Annotated in this window: 16 protein-coding genes; 7 read left to right on the top strand and 9 right to left on the bottom strand. The window is 52.0% G+C overall.

What is annotated here, in order from left to right; genetic code table 11:
- Positions 1–24: 24 nt before the first annotated feature.
- Entirely contained in the window at positions 25–1,335 is a 1,311-nt protein-coding gene (locus F0P93_RS13300) for a DUF4374 domain-containing protein (protein WP_150876901.1), read from the bottom strand.
- Positions 1,336–1,341: 6 nt separating this feature from the next.
- Positions 1,342–3,594, bottom strand: a complete 2,253-nt coding sequence (locus F0P93_RS13295) for a TonB-dependent receptor (protein ID WP_191908809.1) — start codon at positions 3,592–3,594, stop codon at positions 1,342–1,344.
- Between the two features lie 156 nt (positions 3,595–3,750).
- Between F0P93_RS13295 and F0P93_RS13290 the strand changes: the two genes are divergently transcribed.
- Genes F0P93_RS13290 through F0P93_RS13280 form a run of 3 tightly spaced genes read left to right on the top strand, consistent with a single transcriptional unit; the run spans position 3,751 to position 5,929 of the window.
- Positions 3,751–4,053: a hypothetical protein gene (locus tag F0P93_RS13290; protein WP_150876899.1), complete on the top strand. Its 303-nt coding sequence runs from the start codon at positions 3,751–3,753 to the stop codon at positions 4,051–4,053.
- Positions 4,053–4,334 carry a hypothetical protein gene (locus F0P93_RS13285; protein WP_150876898.1) on the top strand — a complete coding sequence of 94 codons (282 nt, stop codon included), beginning with the start codon at positions 4,053–4,055 and terminating at the stop codon, positions 4,332–4,334. The genes F0P93_RS13290 and F0P93_RS13285 overlap by 1 nt, the downstream gene beginning before the upstream one ends.
- A 2-nt stretch (positions 4,335–4,336) precedes the next feature.
- A complete protein-coding gene (locus F0P93_RS13280) occupies positions 4,337–5,929 on the top strand; it encodes a PepSY-associated TM helix domain-containing protein (protein ID WP_150876897.1) in 1,593 nt (530 codons plus the stop codon).
- Positions 5,930–6,021: 92 nt separating this feature from the next.
- On the opposite strand, the gene F0P93_RS13275 is transcribed toward F0P93_RS13280, so the two are convergent.
- The gene (locus F0P93_RS13275) at positions 6,022–6,468 is read right to left on the bottom strand and encodes a PaaI family thioesterase (protein ID WP_150876896.1); all 447 of its coding nucleotides are present in this window, start codon (positions 6,466–6,468) and stop codon (positions 6,022–6,024) included.
- Between the two features lie 142 nt (positions 6,469–6,610).
- Here F0P93_RS13275 and F0P93_RS13270 point away from each other — a divergent pair, with 142 nt between their 5' ends.
- Complete coding sequence (locus F0P93_RS13270; protein WP_150876895.1) at positions 6,611–7,405, top strand: phosphosulfolactate synthase; 795 nt, start codon at positions 6,611–6,613, stop codon at positions 7,403–7,405.
- Positions 7,406–7,425: 20 nt separating this feature from the next.
- Entirely contained in the window at positions 7,426–8,076 is a 651-nt protein-coding gene (locus F0P93_RS13265) for a DedA family protein (protein ID WP_138994382.1), read from the top strand.
- A 341-nt stretch (positions 8,077–8,417) separates the two neighbouring features.
- On the opposite strand, the gene F0P93_RS13260 is transcribed toward F0P93_RS13265, so the two are convergent.
- The 6 genes from F0P93_RS13260 to F0P93_RS13235 form a co-directional block, all read right to left on the bottom strand.
- Positions 8,418–8,612: a cold-shock protein gene (locus F0P93_RS13260; RefSeq protein ID WP_114406921.1), complete on the bottom strand. Its 195-nt coding sequence runs from the start codon at positions 8,610–8,612 to the stop codon at positions 8,418–8,420.
- A 172-nt stretch (positions 8,613–8,784) separates the two neighbouring features.
- The gene (preA, locus tag F0P93_RS13255; RefSeq protein WP_150876894.1) at positions 8,785–10,053 is read right to left on the bottom strand and encodes an NAD-dependent dihydropyrimidine dehydrogenase subunit PreA; all 1,269 of its coding nucleotides are present in this window, start codon (positions 10,051–10,053) and stop codon (positions 8,785–8,787) included.
- 138 nt (positions 10,054–10,191) lie between these two features.
- Positions 10,192–11,529: an NAD(P)-dependent oxidoreductase gene (locus tag F0P93_RS13250; protein ID WP_150876893.1), complete on the bottom strand. Its 1,338-nt coding sequence runs from the start codon at positions 11,527–11,529 to the stop codon at positions 10,192–10,194.
- Between the two features lie 109 nt (positions 11,530–11,638).
- Positions 11,639–12,505 carry a nitrilase-related carbon-nitrogen hydrolase gene (locus F0P93_RS13245; protein ID WP_191908808.1) on the bottom strand — a complete coding sequence of 289 codons (867 nt, stop codon included), beginning with the start codon at positions 12,503–12,505 and terminating at the stop codon, positions 11,639–11,641.
- 11 nt (positions 12,506–12,516) lie between these two features.
- Positions 12,517–13,899: a dihydropyrimidinase gene (gene hydA, locus F0P93_RS13240; protein WP_150876892.1), complete on the bottom strand. Its 1,383-nt coding sequence runs from the start codon at positions 13,897–13,899 to the stop codon at positions 12,517–12,519.
- Positions 13,883–15,391 (bottom strand): NCS1 family nucleobase:cation symporter-1, encoded by a 1,509-nt coding sequence (locus tag F0P93_RS13235; RefSeq protein WP_150876891.1) that lies wholly within the window; start codon positions 15,389–15,391, stop codon positions 13,883–13,885. The genes hydA and F0P93_RS13235 overlap by 17 nt, the downstream gene beginning before the upstream one ends.
- Positions 15,392–15,623: 232 nt before the next feature.
- Between F0P93_RS13235 and F0P93_RS13230 the strand changes: the two genes are divergently transcribed.
- Together F0P93_RS13230 and F0P93_RS13225 are read left to right on the top strand one after the other, a co-directional pair.
- On the top strand, positions 15,624–16,211 hold the full coding sequence (locus F0P93_RS13230) for an RNA polymerase sigma factor (protein WP_150876890.1): 588 nt from the start codon (positions 15,624–15,626) through the stop codon (positions 16,209–16,211).
- Between the two features lie 105 nt (positions 16,212–16,316).
- On the top strand, positions 16,317–17,327 hold the full coding sequence (locus F0P93_RS13225) for a FecR family protein (RefSeq protein ID WP_150876889.1): 1,011 nt from the start codon (positions 16,317–16,319) through the stop codon (positions 17,325–17,327).
- Positions 17,328–17,359: the final 32 nt, after the last annotated feature.

Here is a 17,359-nt window from a genome sequence, read left to right as displayed (position 1 = left end):
CCGGCCTGTTCGAAGGTTGCAGGGTTATTTTGTCAGCTTGTAAAAGTGTGTGATTAATCCACCGGCGGTCAGCGCAGCAATTTGAGTTGCCTTGCTGGTCGTTGGGTCGTAGCTATAAATACCGTTCAGCTTTTGCTCGGCATTGTAGACCGGCATGTAAATTTTGCCATCGTACTTGTACGTAATCGGATACCCGTAGCCAGCCGTCAGCGGAATATCCTGAATGATCGTGGCGGTTTTGGCGTTCAGATCCAGCCTGGCCCAGCGCTGGTTGGCTCCGTAGAAGGCCAGGTTGGAAAGTTCCTGATACTCCGTGGCCGTAATCGTGTTCGTCGCCAGTTTGGCGATCAACTCCAGGAGTCTTGGCGGATCCTGTTGCCCGGAAATGCAGGCATAGGCAATCCCGTTGGCGTCATAGACCCCACCCAACACCAGTTGAAACATCAGGTTGGGCAAACCCACCGCACTGACCGGATTGAAACTGTAGGTTTTGTCGAAATCCGTACTTCCCGCCGGTATTTTCAAAATCTGGGGGCGCGACCGTTTGGCGGCATTGGGACCGAGCTGCCCGTCGAGACCATACTGCCCCTGCGTAATGACGTAGATAGTACCGTTCTCGTCGACCAGGCTGTTTTCGGCTCCGCGCGAAACCGCGTAGGTCGCCTGCTCGAATACGGCCGTTTTTTCCCACTTTTTGGTGGTCATGTTAATTACCTCCACATACACATTCTGCGCATCATAAAACTGGCCGGTTTTCGAGCTATTGGTGTATAAAGACGCAAAGAGCCGGTTGTCGCTGGCCCGGTACGTCAGATGCGGATAGATGTTGGTCTCATGATCGGGAAAATTCTGGGCCGATGCCATATCGATCGGACCCAGGTTTTCCATGGTAGTCGGATTGAACATAAACAGGGCCCGATTGCCCCCCGTCGAATAAACCCCCAATTGATCGTTGATAATCAGCACCCGGGATATGTAGTCGACCAGCGGAATACTAGCCACTTCCTCAATGGCCCCGGTTGCCTTTACAACGGCCATTTTTGACAACTTTTTGTCGGAAACAAGCGGTTGGCCAAACAGGTAATTTTTCCAGGTTGCGCTCGGGTAAAAGCTGGAATAGCTCGATTTGGCGGTCAGGTCCACATTGCCGGAGGGCAGCGTTGGAAAATACCCGGCGTAAAATGTATTGCTGGCCGAGGTCTGCGAAATGGACGCCAGTACGTAGCCTTCCTCCTGGTATTTGGATTCGGCAGCGGGCGTGTCGGGGTCACTGGTTTGACACGAAAAGAGGGTACCTGCGATGAAAATAGAAAGGAGTAAACCGGTTTTCTTCATGGTTATTTAAAAATTAGCGATTTCATAAATGATCTTGACATTGAAGCTTCTACCGGCCCGGGGTACCAGAAAATTGTCGAACAACTCGGCATTGAAACTATTCAGGACGTTGACCGAGGTCGTCAGGCCCTGCTTGTTGAGCTTGTAGGAGACGCCGGCATCGACCCGGTTTTGCACCGGTACATACGCCGTTGGTGTTTTGCGGGGGCTGTTGTCTTTGCCGACCTGGATGTAGTTGAACGTGGCGATATAATTGTAAAAAACGTAGGCCCTGAAGTGGTCATTTTCGCTGAACAGCTTGCCTTTCTGCCACGAAAACTCGGTATTGGCGAAAAAATTGGGGTTGTTGGGAAAAGCCGCTCCGACCAGAAACTGATTTTCCGGTGCTTCGATTTTGGCGAAGGTTTTCCGCATAAACGTCACGTTCGTTTTGAGCGAAAAGGCGGTTTTGTAGGTCAGCAACACGTCGCCTTCAACGCCCAGCGTGCGGACTTCATCGGCATTTTCGTAACGGGTGAAAATCGTGTTTCCCAGAAAAATGACATCATGCTGTTTGCGATAAAACCCGTTCACCGCGCTCGCAATCCGCAACGTCGGAGCAACCGGACGGTCCACCGTAACGCCCAGATTCAGGTTGTCGCTGCTTTCGGGCCGCAAATCGGTGTTGCGCAGCACGTCGGCACCGTTGCCCACAAACTGGTAAAACTGCGGGATCAGATACCCTTTTTCGAACGACGCCCGGGCAAAAAGCCCCGGACTCAGGTCGTATTTCAAACCGGTATTCCAGCCCCAGAATCCATTCTTTTTCCGGATCAACTGGAGTGTGAGATTTTCCGCGCCGTTCAGGTTGAAATCAAATCGTTTGGCGGCTGCGGTGAACGTGAGCCTGTTGAAGAAAAAAGCCTCATATTGTAAACCCGCAATGTTTTTGGTCAAGTCCTGCGGAATTCGCAGGTAATCCCGCGCCGGGTCCAGGAGGTAATTTTTACCCAGAATCGTTTGTCTGGCGTAGAGGTTGGACAACAGCAACTTGTGTTTGGCTGCCAGTGCCACCGTCAGCGTACTGCGGTTTACCCAACTGTCCGTATCGGTGTCGGAATGGGTGTTGGTGTATTCTCCCGGCGAACTCCTCCGACCCACAATTGCCCCACTCCAGCTATAGACGTTGCGGGTCGTATCGACGTAGTTGATATGCTCACGGCTGTAATTACCGATGGAATTGAAGTGGACTTTTTCGTTCAGAAAGGATTTGGTATAGGTTAGCGTCGCCGACAGGTTGTTGGCGTGATAAACCGCTTCGCCAAAAGCCGTGTTGGTAACGCGGGCGCCGTTCATGAGTTGTTTGTAACCACCCGACAAATTCAGTGATACTTTCAACTCATCCGCCCACGGTTTGCTGTGTGTTCCAACGGTAATTCCGCCAAAAGCCATCCGGTATTGGTCGTGAAACCGCCGGACCTGCTCCACCTTGTTTTTCTCAAAAACCAGCGCATTCATCCTGTAATCGTTATCGGAATAATTATAGGCGCCCGAAACGTTGACGAAGAAATTCTTCGAATTGGCCAGGCTCAGGGAGAAATCGGCGAGGTGGGTGTTGAACGAGCCGACGTTGTACGACGCCCGCAGCGAATTGTGCATTTTCTGCTCCGTAATCAGGTTGATTCCCCCGCCCATCGCATCCGTCCCCACATCGACGGGCAGCACCCCTTTGTACACATCGACCCGTTTGACATTGCCGATGGGCAGCGTCGAAATGTCGAAGCGGGGATAGATGAATTCCATCGGCAAACCGTCGATGTACACCCGGATGGCGGTTCCGCGAATGCCGTTGATGGAAATATCCGAACCGTCGCCCAGCGAACTTGACCGCCGGATGCGCACGCCCGACAGACGATCCACCACGTCGGTGAGCAAAACATTCTGCGCGACAACGTCTTTGATCTGGATGCTGCTGATGGTAATGGGTTTGGTTTCCTGAATTTTGGTCTGCTTTTCGGCCTTCACCGACACCTCCGCCAGTTCCTTCGCCGTGTTGATCAGAACAAGGGTTGCCAGGGTCGTGTCTTTCTGTACCTCCACCTCTTTTTCGATCGTGCCAAAGCCCAGATAGCTGATGACCAGCGTGTGTTTTCCACCGGTAACTTTGGTAATCTGAAACGTTCCTGCTCCATTACTCAGCGTTGTGTATTTAGTATTTTTCAGGTAAACCGTTACGGAGGGTAAAGGACTGCCAGCCTCGTCGTGTACGGTTCCTCGCAAGGTATAGTGCTGCGCCAGCGTGCAATTTGCTACAGCGGCAAGGAAGGGTATGAGTATAAATGTTCTCAAATTCATTGGTCATGAGTAATCTTTATTTCGGCAGCAAATCTATTTGTATTTAATCTAAATAAATATAATATTGCCAAAAAAAGTTAAATGGCTATTTTCTACCTCTTCGTCTCTGGGGCATATTTGTACTATTGCAAGTCGAAATATTTTCCCGCCGGGATTTACAAGCTCCCGGCCTCGTGGTCATCCTGGTTGGGACTCGCTTTGTTTGCCACCGGCACCGCGCTCTACGTGAGCAGCGAAGGCTGGGCAAGCGGTCTGATTCTGGCCTTGTGTGCTGTGACGGTCGCACTGATGCTGATCCAGTTTGCCGCCATTTTGGGGAAGTGGTATTTCTACGGCCTGGTGATTCTGACCCACGGTTTGGCGCTTATTGACCTTCTATCCTGATGCCGGCTAAAAAAGAACACCTCACCACGTCCGGCCAGCGGGCGCTGAAAATCTCCGCCGGGATTCTGGGCGGTTTTGTCCTGACCACCTGCCTGCACCTGTTGCTGGCCGTGATCACTCCCTTTCGCGAACACGTCCTTTTAACCGCCACATTTTCATTTTTTCTGTGCTGGGTGGCGCTGATGATTCTGGCGTTTCTGGCCCGCAACGGCTGGAAAATCTGGGGGATTTATCTAGTGAGCAGCATCGTATTTTCAGGAATCATCTATTTCGCCCGATAACAATGAAACTCAAAGGCTTAGGAAACCGGGCTTATCACATCATGTTCCATACCCACACGGTATCGGGCATCGTTATCAGCGTGGCGTTGTACATTATCTTCTTTGCGGGGGCTTTCACCCTTTTTCGGGAAGAATTTTACCAGTGGGAAAACCCGTCTGCCCGTATCGGTGTTGTTGATCACATTGATTATCAAGATATAATCCGTAAAATAAAAATCCTCGACCCGACTTTTCTGGTCGATAAGGAAATGCGGATTGTTCCGCCCACCGAAGAAAATCCGCTGATCAGTGTGTATGGGATGGTGGCTAAATCCAACGGAAAACCAGAATACGAAGGCTTTCGGTATAATCCCCTCACCAAAACCGTTGCAGATCACGAATGGCATGAGTCCACGGTAGGGGAAACGCTTTTCCGGTTGCATTTCCTGGATCAATTGCCGTATGCAGGCCGGTGGATTGCGGGGTTCGTCTCCCTGTTTTTTCTGTTTGCCGTTGTAACCGGTGTGCTGGTTCACTGGCGGAATATCCTGACCAAGTTCTACGGGTTTTCGCTGAAAGGCACCCGGAAACAACTCTGGACCAACGCCCACACCGTTTTTGGTTTGATCGGCTTGCCGTTTCAGATGATGTACGCCGTTACGGGCGCATTTTATCTGCTCACGCTGCTGATTCTGCTGCCCGCCGTGATGGTGTTGTATGGCGGTGATCAGCAGAAAATTTTTGCGCTGATCCGACCCAACGAAGCCGTTAAACTGAATGAGAACGCAGCCGTTACCACCGGAAACACATCCATAAGCACTCTTTTAAACCGCATCGAAACAGAGTATTCGGGGTATAAAGTGCATTATTTTACGGTGGAGAATCTGACGCGCGAAGATGCGTTGCTGTCCGCCCGGATTGTCGATAACAAATCCTTTACGGGTGACGGCATTGTATCGATTTTCATGAAAGATGGTCGAAAAGCCGTCGAGGTAATTCCCGGTCGGAAGAAGTATGTTGAGTCGGTGATCGACGGCATTGCCCGCGTGCATTTTGCCCAATTTGGCGGCCTTTTCCTGAAAGGAATTTACTTTGTGCTGACGCTTTTCACCTGTTTCGTAATCGTCAGTGGCGTTTTGTTGTGGAAGGAGGCCCGGAATAAAAAAGGCTATACCGACCAGCAGAAACGGTTTCATCACCGGGTAACGATGATTTATCTGGCCATTTGCTTCGGTTTGTTTCCGGCAGTGCCGGTTTTGTTCATTGCCGAATTGGCGATTCCGGCGCAGGTTGCATCGCATGCCGTTCTGGTCAATACGGTTTTCTTTCTGTCGTGGCTGGGGTTTACTGTCATTGGATTATTCCTGAAAACCGAAGCCCGGCAAACCCGTCTCTTTCTGGTGCTGGGCGGTTTACTGTCGGTTCTGGTTCCGGTCGCCAACGGTATTCAAACGGATGACTGGTTGTGGAATCCGGCCACCAGCCGGTATGTCCTGGCGACGGATTTGTTCTGGCTATTAACCGGAATCGGTACGCTGGCAATTTATGGCTCCATGCTGAAAAACCGCCAAACCGTACTGGAAGGAAAAGCAGTAAAAGAAACCGCGATTGTTTAGGCGGTTTTTAAACTTCGTTATTCGGTGTTCGTTATCCAATATTCGGTGTTCAAGAATCTTAATATCGAACGCTGAATACCGAATAGCGAAGTTTAATGCTTCACGGAGGTCTGAATCAAATTCGAAGACGCTTTGGCGATGATTTTGCCATCGGCTGCCGTGATCTGGCATTCGGCATGCACGATGTTTTTACCCGCCCGCACCACCTGAGTCCGCGCCGTGACGGTTTCGCCCAGCCGGGCGCTGTGCAGAAAATCGACGTTCAGATTCACCGATGTATACAGATGTTCCCGGCCCAGGGCATAAACCGTCGTGCCAATCAGCTCGTCGATGATGGCCGAAGCGGCTCCACCGTGCAGAATCCGCGTCGGATTGGTCATGTCCTCCCGGACTTCGTATTCGACCGTTAGTGATCCTTCTTCGGCCGCCAGCAGCCTGCCATTCAGCCAGCGACCCAGGGGCGACGGGCTTTGGGCCATGGCCTGGCCGATCATGGAGCGGAAGAATTGCAGCCGGGGGTTGGTTTCGGGAGTCGACATAAGCGGGACTATTTTTACAAAAATAGCATTTAACCAAGTAGAAAACGGTTTAATGAACTATATTCCGTGGATTTTCTTGGGAGGTAGCTGGACTTGTGTTACTTTTGGGCGTTTTTTGCGCTAACACGCTTTTCCCCTCAAAATGAATTATACGCTTTCCCACATTCCGGAACGGACCGTAAAACCCCGGCAGGACGGCCTGACGATGGTTATGGACAAGGGGCTTAGTATCAGACAGGTCGAAGATTTTTTATCCACATCGGCCGCCCACATTGACATTGTGAAGTTAGGCTGGGCCACGTCATTCGTAACGCCCAATCTGAAAGACAAACTGCAGATTTATAAAGATGCCGGTATCCCGGTCTATTTTGGCGGAACGCTGTTTGAAGCTTTCGTGATCCGGAACCAGTTCGATGATTACCGGAGGCTGCTCGACACCTTTGATTTACAGTACGCCGAAGTCTCGGATGGCTCCATCGAGATGAACCAGGACGACAAATGTGAGTACATTCGTCAGCTAGCCACCCAGGTGACGGTTTTGTCGGAAGTAGGGTCGAAAGATGAGGCCAAAATCATCCCGCCCTACAAGTGGATTCAGTTGATGCGGGCTGAACTGGACGCGGGTGCCTGGAAAGTGATCGGTGAAGCCCGCGAAGGCGGAACCGTCGGCCTGTTTCGGGCCAGCGGGGAAGTCCGGCAGGGGCTGGTGGAAGAAATTCTGACGCAGATTCCCTCCGATCGAATCATCTGGGAAGCCCCCCAGAAAGAACAGCAGGTGTGGTTTGTGAAGTTGCTGGGTGCCAATGTCAATCTCGGCAATATCTCTCCCAACGAAGCGATCCCCTTGGAAACCATTCGGTTAGGTCTTCGCGGGGATACTTTTTCTCATTTTCTGAACGGACTCGGGCTGAAGACCGGCCAGGAATCTTCTCACTAATCAACCCAGAAACCACTCCTATGGAATTCCTTCAGTCGGTTCTCGACTTCTTTTTGCATTTGGACAAACACCTCGCCGATATCATCAATGAATACGGCACGCTGACCTATGCCATTCTGTTTCTGATCATCTTTGTGGAAACCGGTCTGATCGTCATGCCGTTGTTACCGGGCGACTCGCTGCTGTTTGCCGCCGGAGCCCTCGCGGCTTCAACTGGTTCGCTGGACATGAAAATCATGATTCCGTTGCTGATTGTGGCGGCTTTGTTGGGCGACAATGTCAATTACTTCGTCGGTAAATTCCTTGGTAACCAGATTAAAATGCGGGAGCGAATCCTCTTTTTCAAGCGGGAATACATTACTGAAACGGAGAATTTTTACCACAAACACGGTGGTAAAACCGTCATCATGGCCCGGTTCATTCCGATCGTCCGCACGATCGCGCCATTTGTAGCCGGTGCGGGAAGCATGGACTATGGCAAATACATTGGCTATTGTGTGGCCGGCGCTATTCTGTGGGTTGTGGGCGTGAGTATGCTCGGGTATCTTTTCGGGAATCTGCCTTTCATAAAAAATAACTTCGAGTTGGTCATTTTTGGCATCATCGGCCTGTCGATTGCTCCGATTATTTTCCAATTTATCAAGTCGAAAATGAGCCGGACGACGGCGTAATGCGCCGAATCGAAACGTTACCATCGGGGGTAATCATCCATTCCATTCGGGTGATTGCCCCCGATGGCGTTTGTGGTGATGCCTTATGAATCGTATTGTACCCCTGCATCCAGAGCTCGACCGCCAATCACTCGATCCGAAAGGAAAAAGAATGGCCATGCCGATTCGACCAACGTAGAAACTACGTTGCCAGATTTTCAAAACCGCTATAAGATTTCGGTGGGAGTGGACACAAGAAGGGGTCAAAGCAAGGAATGCTTGTGTGCCACTGGCAAGAAGGAAGAAGAGAAAGCCGGTTAGCCTTTAAAAATAATAATCCCTGAAAGCTAACCGGCCGTTGGTTACCGGGCCCGCTTAACGTTCGTTGCATTCAACCCTTTCGGGCCGCGCTCTACTTCGTAAGTGACTTTGTCTTGCTCCCGCAGTTGGTCCTGGCAGGCAGACACGTGAACGAAAATGTCTCCACTTGAGTCATCAGGTACAATAAACCCGAATCCTTTGTTCTCATTAAAAAACTTAACTGTACCCGTTGGCATGATTTTCAAGAATAAAATTGAGTTGTAAAGTAACGGTTTCTTCCCGGTAGTTTTCACTCTGAAGGTAAAAAAATATGCAAAGTGTGAAAAAAAAGTGTCCAAGTCGGTTCTAAGGGGTTTGTAGCGACAGCTATTGGATTATTTTTTGGCAAAATATTTTCCTTTTTAGTCCTCAATGATCGTTCAACGGGAGGCCGCGCCGTTGAAATTCTTTCCAGTTGACGTATTCCTCCCCCTTCCGTTGCTCCACCATCGTGATGCAATCGTCAACGGGGCAAACCAGTTTGCAGAGATTGCAGCCGACACATTCTTCCTCGATGACGGAATACGTATTGTACGGTTTGCCATACAGCAGGTTGATCGACTGGTGGGACGTATCCTCGCAGGCGATGTAACACAGCCCGCAGTGGATACACTTATCGGGGTTGATTTTAGCGACGATGTGGTAGTTGATGTCGAGATCTTCCCAATGCGTAATGGTGGGTACGGATTTGCCAATAAAGTCATTCAACGTTTTGAAGCCTTTTTCGTCCATCCAGTTGTTGAGCCCTTCGCACAGGTCTTCAATAATCCGAAAACCGTGTTTCATCACCGCCGTGCAGACCTGCACCGTGGTGGCACCCAGCAACAGAAACTCGGCAGCATCTTTCCAGGTGCTGATGCCGCCAATGCCCGAAACCGGCACCCGCGACGTAATGGGATCCTGGCTGATGGTCGTAAGCATCTTCAACGCAATCGGTTTGATGGCCGGGCCGCAATAGCCGCCAAAGACGGATTGCCCCGCGACGTAGGGATTGGGCACCAGCGTGTCGAGATCGACGCCGGTGATCGATTGAATCGTGTTGATCAGCGAAAGCCCGTTCGTGCCGCCCTCCACCGACGCCCGGCCCGACGGCACCACCGAATGGACATTCGGCGTCAGCTTGGTAATGACCGGAATTGTGGCTTTTTCCATCACCCATTCCACCACCATCCGGGCAATTTCGGGGTCCTGCCCAACGGCCGCGCCCATGCCGCGTTCGTTCATGCCGTGCGGACAACCAAAATTAAGCTCCAGGCCGTGGGCACCGGTGTCTTCCACCTGGGCAATCAGCTCGTGCCATTTTTCCCGGCTGTTGTCGGCCATGAGCGAAACCACCATCGCCCGGTCAGGAAACAGGCGCACGCACTCCGCAATTTCGCGGAGGTTGATGGCCAGTGGTCGGTCCGAAATCAGTTCGATGTTGTTGAAACCCATCATCCGGCTGCCGTTGTAATCGACGGAAGAATAGCGCGACGACACGTTTTTAATCTGGCTTCCCAATGTTTTCCAGACCACGCCACCCCAGCCGGCTTCAAACGCCCGCAGCACGTTGTATTTTTTGTCCGTCGGCGGGGCGCTCGCCAGCCAGTACGGATTGGGCGATTTGATGCCGAGGAAATTTGCCGATAAATCCGCCATGAAAGGAGTTGGTTGAGTTTATGGGTTTACGGTTTTCCGTATTCGGTTTACGGTGGCTGACGCATTCGAGCGAACGCAATGATAATTTGTTGGCAAGCGCGCGTCAGCCACCGTAAACCGAATACGGAAAACCGTAAACTATTTTAAGAATTCCAAAATCGCTTTGGCCCCGTCTTTCCCGGCCTGAACCGCGTCGACGACTTCTTTTCCGCCATTGACGCAGTCACCGCCCGCAAAAACACCCCGGAGGTTGGTGGTACACGCGTCGTTGATGGTAATTTTGCCTTTCCGGTTCTCCAGGTGATTCTCGCTGACTAATTCTTCAAACGGCATTTGTCCGGCGGCTTTGATCACCATATCGACTTCCAGCGTCATGGTTTCACCGGTTTCGACGGGCGACCGGCGGCCGCTGGCGTCGGGTTCGCCCAGTTGCATGAGGCTACAAATCAGTTGCGTAACCTGCCCGTTTTCGCCGATGATTTCCTGCGGAGCGGCCAGCCACATGATCCGACAGCCATCCAGTTTCGCCAGATTCAGTTCGGTTTCCGTGCAGGGCATTTCGGCCTGCGTTCGGCGGTAGACGATGGTTACCTCGCTGGCTCCCAGTCGTTTGGCTTGTGTTGCGGCATCGATGGCCGTCATGCCCAACCCAATCACGGCAACTTTATCCCCCACCGGTACGGAAGAATACCCATTGGTCCGGATGTCGTAAATAAACCGGATCGCATCTTCGACGCCGTTGAGATTTTCGCCAGGAATGTCCAGTTGCCGGGCCAGCCCGACGCCGACGCCCAGATAAACCGCATCGTAGTTTTGCTGTAAGTCGGCCAGCGAGACGGTTTTGCCCAGTTCGGCATTGTAATTAATGACAATACCGCCCAGTGAGGTGATGAAATCGACCTCATCCTCGCAGAACTGGGGCGTCACTTTATAAGCCGCAATGCCGTACGTCATCAGCCCTCCGCCTTTGCTTTCCTTTTCGTAAACCGTCACGTCAATGCCTTCGCGACTCAGTACGTGGGCGCAACTCAAACCAGCCGGACCCGCGCCAACCACGGCGACTCGCTTGGTTGTAGACGGTTTTCGCTGAAACAGCGGCCACTTTTCCGCAATGGCTTTTTCGGTAGAAAACCGCTGGAGTTTGGCAATCGGAATGGGCGGTTCGTCCATCAAGTTATAAACACACGATCCCTCGCATAATTTCTCCACCGGGCAAACTTTTGAGCAGCCACCACCCAGAATGTTGGCACTGAGGATGGTATGGGCCGATCCTTTGGGATTATCGGTCGTAATCTGCCGGATAAATTTCGGAATATCGATACTTGTCGGACAGCTTTTAATACACGGGGCATCGTAACAAAACAGGCAGCGGTTGGCTTCCACCAAAGCCGCATCGCGTGTTTCGAACGGCGGATGAATATCACTGAAATTCTCCCCGTACTGTTCTGCCGTTAAGCGATTATTGACAAGAGCCATAATTAAGAGTTATGAGTTAAGAATTAAGAGTTAAAAATTAAAAAGGCAACGCAACCGCCGGTGGCCGATGCCGTATCGTCTTAATTCTTAACTCATAACTCTTTACTAATTAGGGTTCAACCAATTTGTTGTACGTCTCCGGCCGCCGGTCGCGGAAGAACTGCCAGACGCTGCGGACTTCTTCGATCAGATCGAGGTCAAAATCGGCAATCAGCAGTTCATCTTTATCTTCCGAGGCCGTCGCGAAGATTTGCCCGCGCGGATCCACAAAATACGAGGAGCCGTAGAACCGGCCGAGGTTCCAGGGTTTTTCTTCACCCACCCGGTTGATGCAACCCATGAAATAGCCGTTGGCAGCCGCGTGGGCAGGTTGTTCGAGCTTCCAGAGATATTGAGAAAGACCGGCCACCGTTGCCGAAGGATTGTATACAATTTCTGCGCCATTTAATCCCAGACACCGGGCGCCATCGGGAAAATGACGGTCGTAGCAGATGTAAACGCCAACTTTTGCATACCGGGTCTGGAAAACCGGGTAGCCCAGATTACCCGGTTTAAAAAAGAATTTCTCCCAAAAACCGGAGGTATGCGGAATGTGGTTCTTGCGGTATTTGCCCAGATACGTTCCATCGGCGTCGATCACAGCCGCCGTGTTGTACAAGACACCGGCCTGCTCTTTTTCGAAAATAGGAACGATCATTACCATGCTGTATTTTTTGGCGTACTCCGCCATTTGATCGATGGTTGGCCCCGGAATGGTTTCCGCCGATTTATACCATTCCCGATCCTGTCCCGGACAGAAATAGGGCGTATTGAAGATTTCCTGAAGGCAAAGAATCTGAACGCCTTTTTGCCCGGCTTCGTCGATCAGCGGCAGGTGTTTTTGCACCATCGCTTCTTTAATTTCTGCAATCGTACCTTCGCCTTCCGTCAGCGGCAGACTCATCTGGATCAATCCCGATCGGATCATTCGTGGCATAGTGGTATGGATTAAATCGTTCCGCTGACTTTATTTCGTTTGATGAATTTTCCGTATCCTTTTTCAACGAGACAGTTTCCGTTGTCGATAACGACTTTCCCGCGCAGCAGGACGGTTTTCACTTTTCCGGTTATTTCCCAGCCTTCATACGCTGAATAATCGACATTCATATGGTGGGTTTTTGCCGAAATGGTATGCTTTTCAGTAGGGTCGAAAAGGACCAGATCGGCGTCACTTCCAACGGCAATTGTGCCTTTTTTCGGAAAGAGTCCAAAGATTTTGGCTGGATTGGTGCAAGCGACTTCAACGTATTTATTCAGCGTAATTTTTCCGGTATGAACTCCCTCGCTGTAGAGCAATTCCAGGCGGTTTTCGATGGCGGGATGGCCGTTAGGGATTTTTGAAAAGTCGTCTTTGCCCATCAACTTCTGTTCCCACATAAACGGGCAATGATCCGTCGCCACGACCTGCACCAGCCCCTGATTGATACCGGCCCAGAGCGTCGTCTGGTCTTTTTTCTCCCGCAGGGGCGGACTCATCACCCACTTGGCCCCCTCAAAATCATCCTCATAGAGCGATGCGTCCAGAATCAGGTACTGAATACAGGTTTCCACAAACAGTTTCTGATTCCGGCGAGTAGCATTCCGAACGGCATTCAGCGCGCCCTCGCAGGTCAGGTGAACGATGTAAGCGGGACAACCGGTGTAGTCGGCCATATCGGCGAAGCGGCCGCTGGCTTCGGCTTCGGTCATTTCCGGCTGCGAAAGGTAGTGGTAGAGCGGGGCGAGTTTGCCTTCCGCCCGGTGTTTGGCCACGAGGTAGTCGATGACGTCGCCGTTGGTCGCGTGAACGGTTACCATCCCCCCTTGCTTTTTCACTTCCTGCATCAGCGCTACCATTTGCCGGTCGTCGATCATCAACGCACCTTTGTACGCCATGAAGGTTTTGAATGATGTAATGCCTTCATTTTCAATCATGTGCTTGATTTCAGCGCGGGTGTTTTCGTTGAAATCAGTGACGGCCATGTGGAAACTGTAGTCGCCCACGGCGGTTCCGCGTGCTCTCGAATTCCAGTCGGCCAGGGCGTCTTTCAGGGAATGCCCCTGTTTTTGCAGAACAAAATCGATGACGGTCGTGGTGCCGCCGTGGAGTGCCGCCCGGGTTCCGGTTTCGTGGGTGTCGCTCGAAAACGTGCCCATGAACGGCATGTCCAAGTGAACGTGCGGGTCGATGCCGCCGGGAAAAACCAGCAGACCGGTGGCGTCGATGGTTTCATCGGCATGAAGCGACAAGTCTTTTCCGATGGCGCGAATGGTTTCACCTTCCACCAGAATATCAGCGACATACGCGTCGGTCGCCGTGATAATCCGTCCGTTCTTAATCAAAAGCGACATGCGGGAGTTCGTTAGAAGGGAGAGGTTGATACGAACGCATCATGACCAGATAAACCAGACCGCTGACCAGAAAACCGACAAACCAGGCGTAATTGTACAGGTGAGAAATCCAGGCCGGAACGCTGTCGGCCGGAATCAGTTGGATCGTGGTCAGAAAACCAGGTACGTTGGGCAGAATGCCCAGCAGTAAAGCGACCAGAGCCGCCGGATTAAAACCGTTTTTAAAGCTATACATACCGGTCGCGCTGTACAATTCGGAAGTGATTAATTGCTGTTTTCGAACAAAGAAATAATCCGCAATCATGATGCCGCCAACCGGCCCGAGCAGACTCGAATAACCGACCAGCCAGGTAAAAATATAGCCGCTCGGATCGGCGATGAGTTTCCACGGGAAAATCAGAATCCCGATGACGCCGGTGATGTAACCACCGGTTCGGAAGTTGATTTTGGCAGGAGCGAGGTTCGCAAAATCGTTGGCAGGACTGACCATGTTGGCGGCAATGTTGGTGGCCAGGGTCGAAATCGCTACCGCAATCATGGCGAGGCTGACGATGAGTTTGTTCTCGAATTTTCCGGCCAGCACGAGCGGGTCCCAGATCGTGGTGCCGTAAATAATCGTGGTGGCCGAGGTGACCACCACGCCGATGAACGAGAACAGAGTCATGGACGGCGGCAGTCCGATAATCTGGCCTTTGATCTGCGCCTGCTGGCTTTTGGCGTAGCGGGTAAAGTCGGGAATATTCAGCGATAGGGTAGCCCAGAAACCGACCATACCGGTTAAAGCCGGGAAGAAAAAGGCGAAAAAATCGGCGGTATTGGCAAATTTGGAAGGCTGTTCCAGAATAGGCCCTAACCCGTTTCCGGCCGAAATCGCCCAGAACAGCAACGCCAAAGCAGCCACGGGAAGAAAGAACGCTTTGAAGACGAGCAGCTTTTTGATGCTTTCTACGCCGAGGTAAATAACGTACATATTGAGCAGCCAGAACAGAAAGAAGCAGATCGCGGGGCCGGTTTGCAGTCCGAAAGAGGCCGGAAAAACCGGGGGCAGCGTTTCCAGGGCCGGTATCCAGAGCCGGAACATCTGGTAGAGCGCGAAACCGCCGATCCAGGTTTGAATGCCGAACCAGCCACAGGCCACGATGGCGCGGAGCAGGGCCGGGATGTTGGCTCCGCTGGTGCCGAAACTGGCGCGCGCCAGCACCGGGAACGGAATCCCGTATTTGGCGCCCGCGTGTCCGTTTAATACCATTGGAACGAGCACAATGGTATTGCCCAGGAAAATGGTCAGAATGGCCTGCCACCAGTTCATGCCGCCTTCGATAAGCGAGCTGGCGAGCATGTAGGTTGGAATGCATAAGCTCATGCTGATCCACAGTGCCGCGTAATTCCAGGTCGTCCAAGTGCGTTTGTCCACCGGAATGGGGGCCAGGTCTTCGCTGTAGAGCGTGGAAGCAGGACGTGGATGTTGACTTTCGCCGGTACGACTTTGCATAAACAAGCAGCAGGTTTGAAATAGACAGTTTCCCGTTGAATCGGAATGGGTAAGGTAGAAATAAAGCCCCGGATTATCAACTACCGTGTACTCACCTGATTCAGGGACGATGCTTTTCTTTTTCGTCTGATTATACCGGGTTTTCTTCGTAAAGAGATAGGCTTATTACTGAAAAAAATTATATTTTGGCATCAAATTTACTAGCACGCCAAGCGGTAAGAAAGACTCAACGATGCAACGGGACGATCAGAATGAAGAGGATATCGGGCTATTTCAGCGTATGAAACAGGACGATGCGCGGGCGTTCGAAGCGATTTACAACCGCTACTTTCTGAAACTATCCAATACGGCTTTCAAACGCCTTCAGGATCGGGAAACGACGGAAGAGATTGTGCAGGAACTGTTCGTGAATCTCTGGCTGAAGCGCCACCGGCTTCCGGATCTGAAAATTCCCGAAAGCTATCTGCAAACGTTGCTCCGCCATGCCGTGATCGACTGGTTTCGGGCGCAGGCCCGGCAGAATGGTTTTGCGGCCGAGATGCTGGCCCAGCCGGATCGGCAAACTGTCAATGCTACCGAGCAGCACATTCTTTACGCCGATTTGCAGCAGGCGTACGAATCGACCGTCGGGCGGCTTCCGGAAAAATGCCGACAGGTATATGCCCTTCATCAGCAGGGGCGGTCGGTGGCCGATATTGCCCACGAACTTCAGATTGCGCCCAAAACCGTGGAAAGCCACCTGCTCAAAGCCCAGCACACGCTGCGGGAGTTGCTGAAAGACTACTCCGCTGTTGCCGTGGCCTTGATGATCTCGTTTTGAAAATTTCGAAAAAATAACAGAAACCGACTAAGGTTTTCCCCCCACTTGTTCGTCTTAGAGTAAATGGATTGGATTTTACCGTCTTAATCTAGTATCCTGGACAGAATGGACAACCGCTACCCCTCTCCCGAATTACTGGAAAAATACCTCGCCGGCCGTTGTTCGACCGACGAAGCCCGGCAGGTCGAGCAATGGTATGACTCATTTGAAAACCAGCCGGATCTGGCGCAGCAACACCCGCAAACGCAGCAGCCTGACTACGCCCGCAAGATTCTGCACCAAATCCGTCGGCGAATTGAAGAAGCCGACCCGAAACCGGTGCGTAGGCTGCTTTGGAGTCGAAACGGTTTCTGGGCGCTTAGTGGTGTTGCCGCTGCGCTGCTGCTGTTAACCGTTGGCATCTGGCAGTTTCAACGCTCTGAAACCGGCGAAAAACCGGCATCTGACGAATCGCAAAGGCTGGAAATGGCGTTGCTGGAAAATACCAGCCAAACCATCCAGCGTCACCAGTTAGCCGACGGGAGCGTGGTTTGGCTGAGCCCGGCCACCCGATTGCGGTATCCGAAGACGTTTGCCCCGTCGTTGCGGGCCGTTCAGTTGGAAGGCGAAGCTTTTTTTGAGGTTCGCCGGGACACCACCCGTCCGTTTGTCATTCAGTCGGGGAAACTGAAAACGGAGGTGCTGGGCACGACTTTCAATGTCCGGGCGTATCGCAACAGCCCCCGGTTTGAGGTGTCGGTCGTGACGGGAAAAGTGGCCGTGAGTGTCGCCAATCAGAAGGCGGTTTTGCTGACAGCGCGTCAGCAGGCGGTTTTTAATCCCAAAGCCGAATCGCTCGCCAAAACCGGCTTGCCCCGCTCGGCCAAGCCGAAACTGTGGGAACCCACCACGATTGCTTTTGAATGGGCGTCGCTCCGGCAGGTGGCCGATGCGCTCGAAGACTCATTTGGCGTCCGGATTCACTTCCGCAATCCGGCGCTTCAGCACTGCAAACTCCGGGCTGACTTTTCGAACATGCGTCTGCCCGTTATCCTGAATGTACTCTGCAAAACAACCGATGCAACTTATACGCTCGATGGCCAGACGATTGAGCTCGATGGCGCGGGTTGTCCTTAATGTGCTTTTCTGATAACCTAATTCCAAACCTG

It is taken from the genome of Larkinella humicola, from assembly GCF_008727875.1.
Classification (GTDB): domain Bacteria; phylum Bacteroidota; class Bacteroidia; order Cytophagales; family Spirosomataceae; genus Larkinella; species Larkinella humicola.
This window is presented reverse-complemented; position numbering and strand designations above follow the sequence as displayed.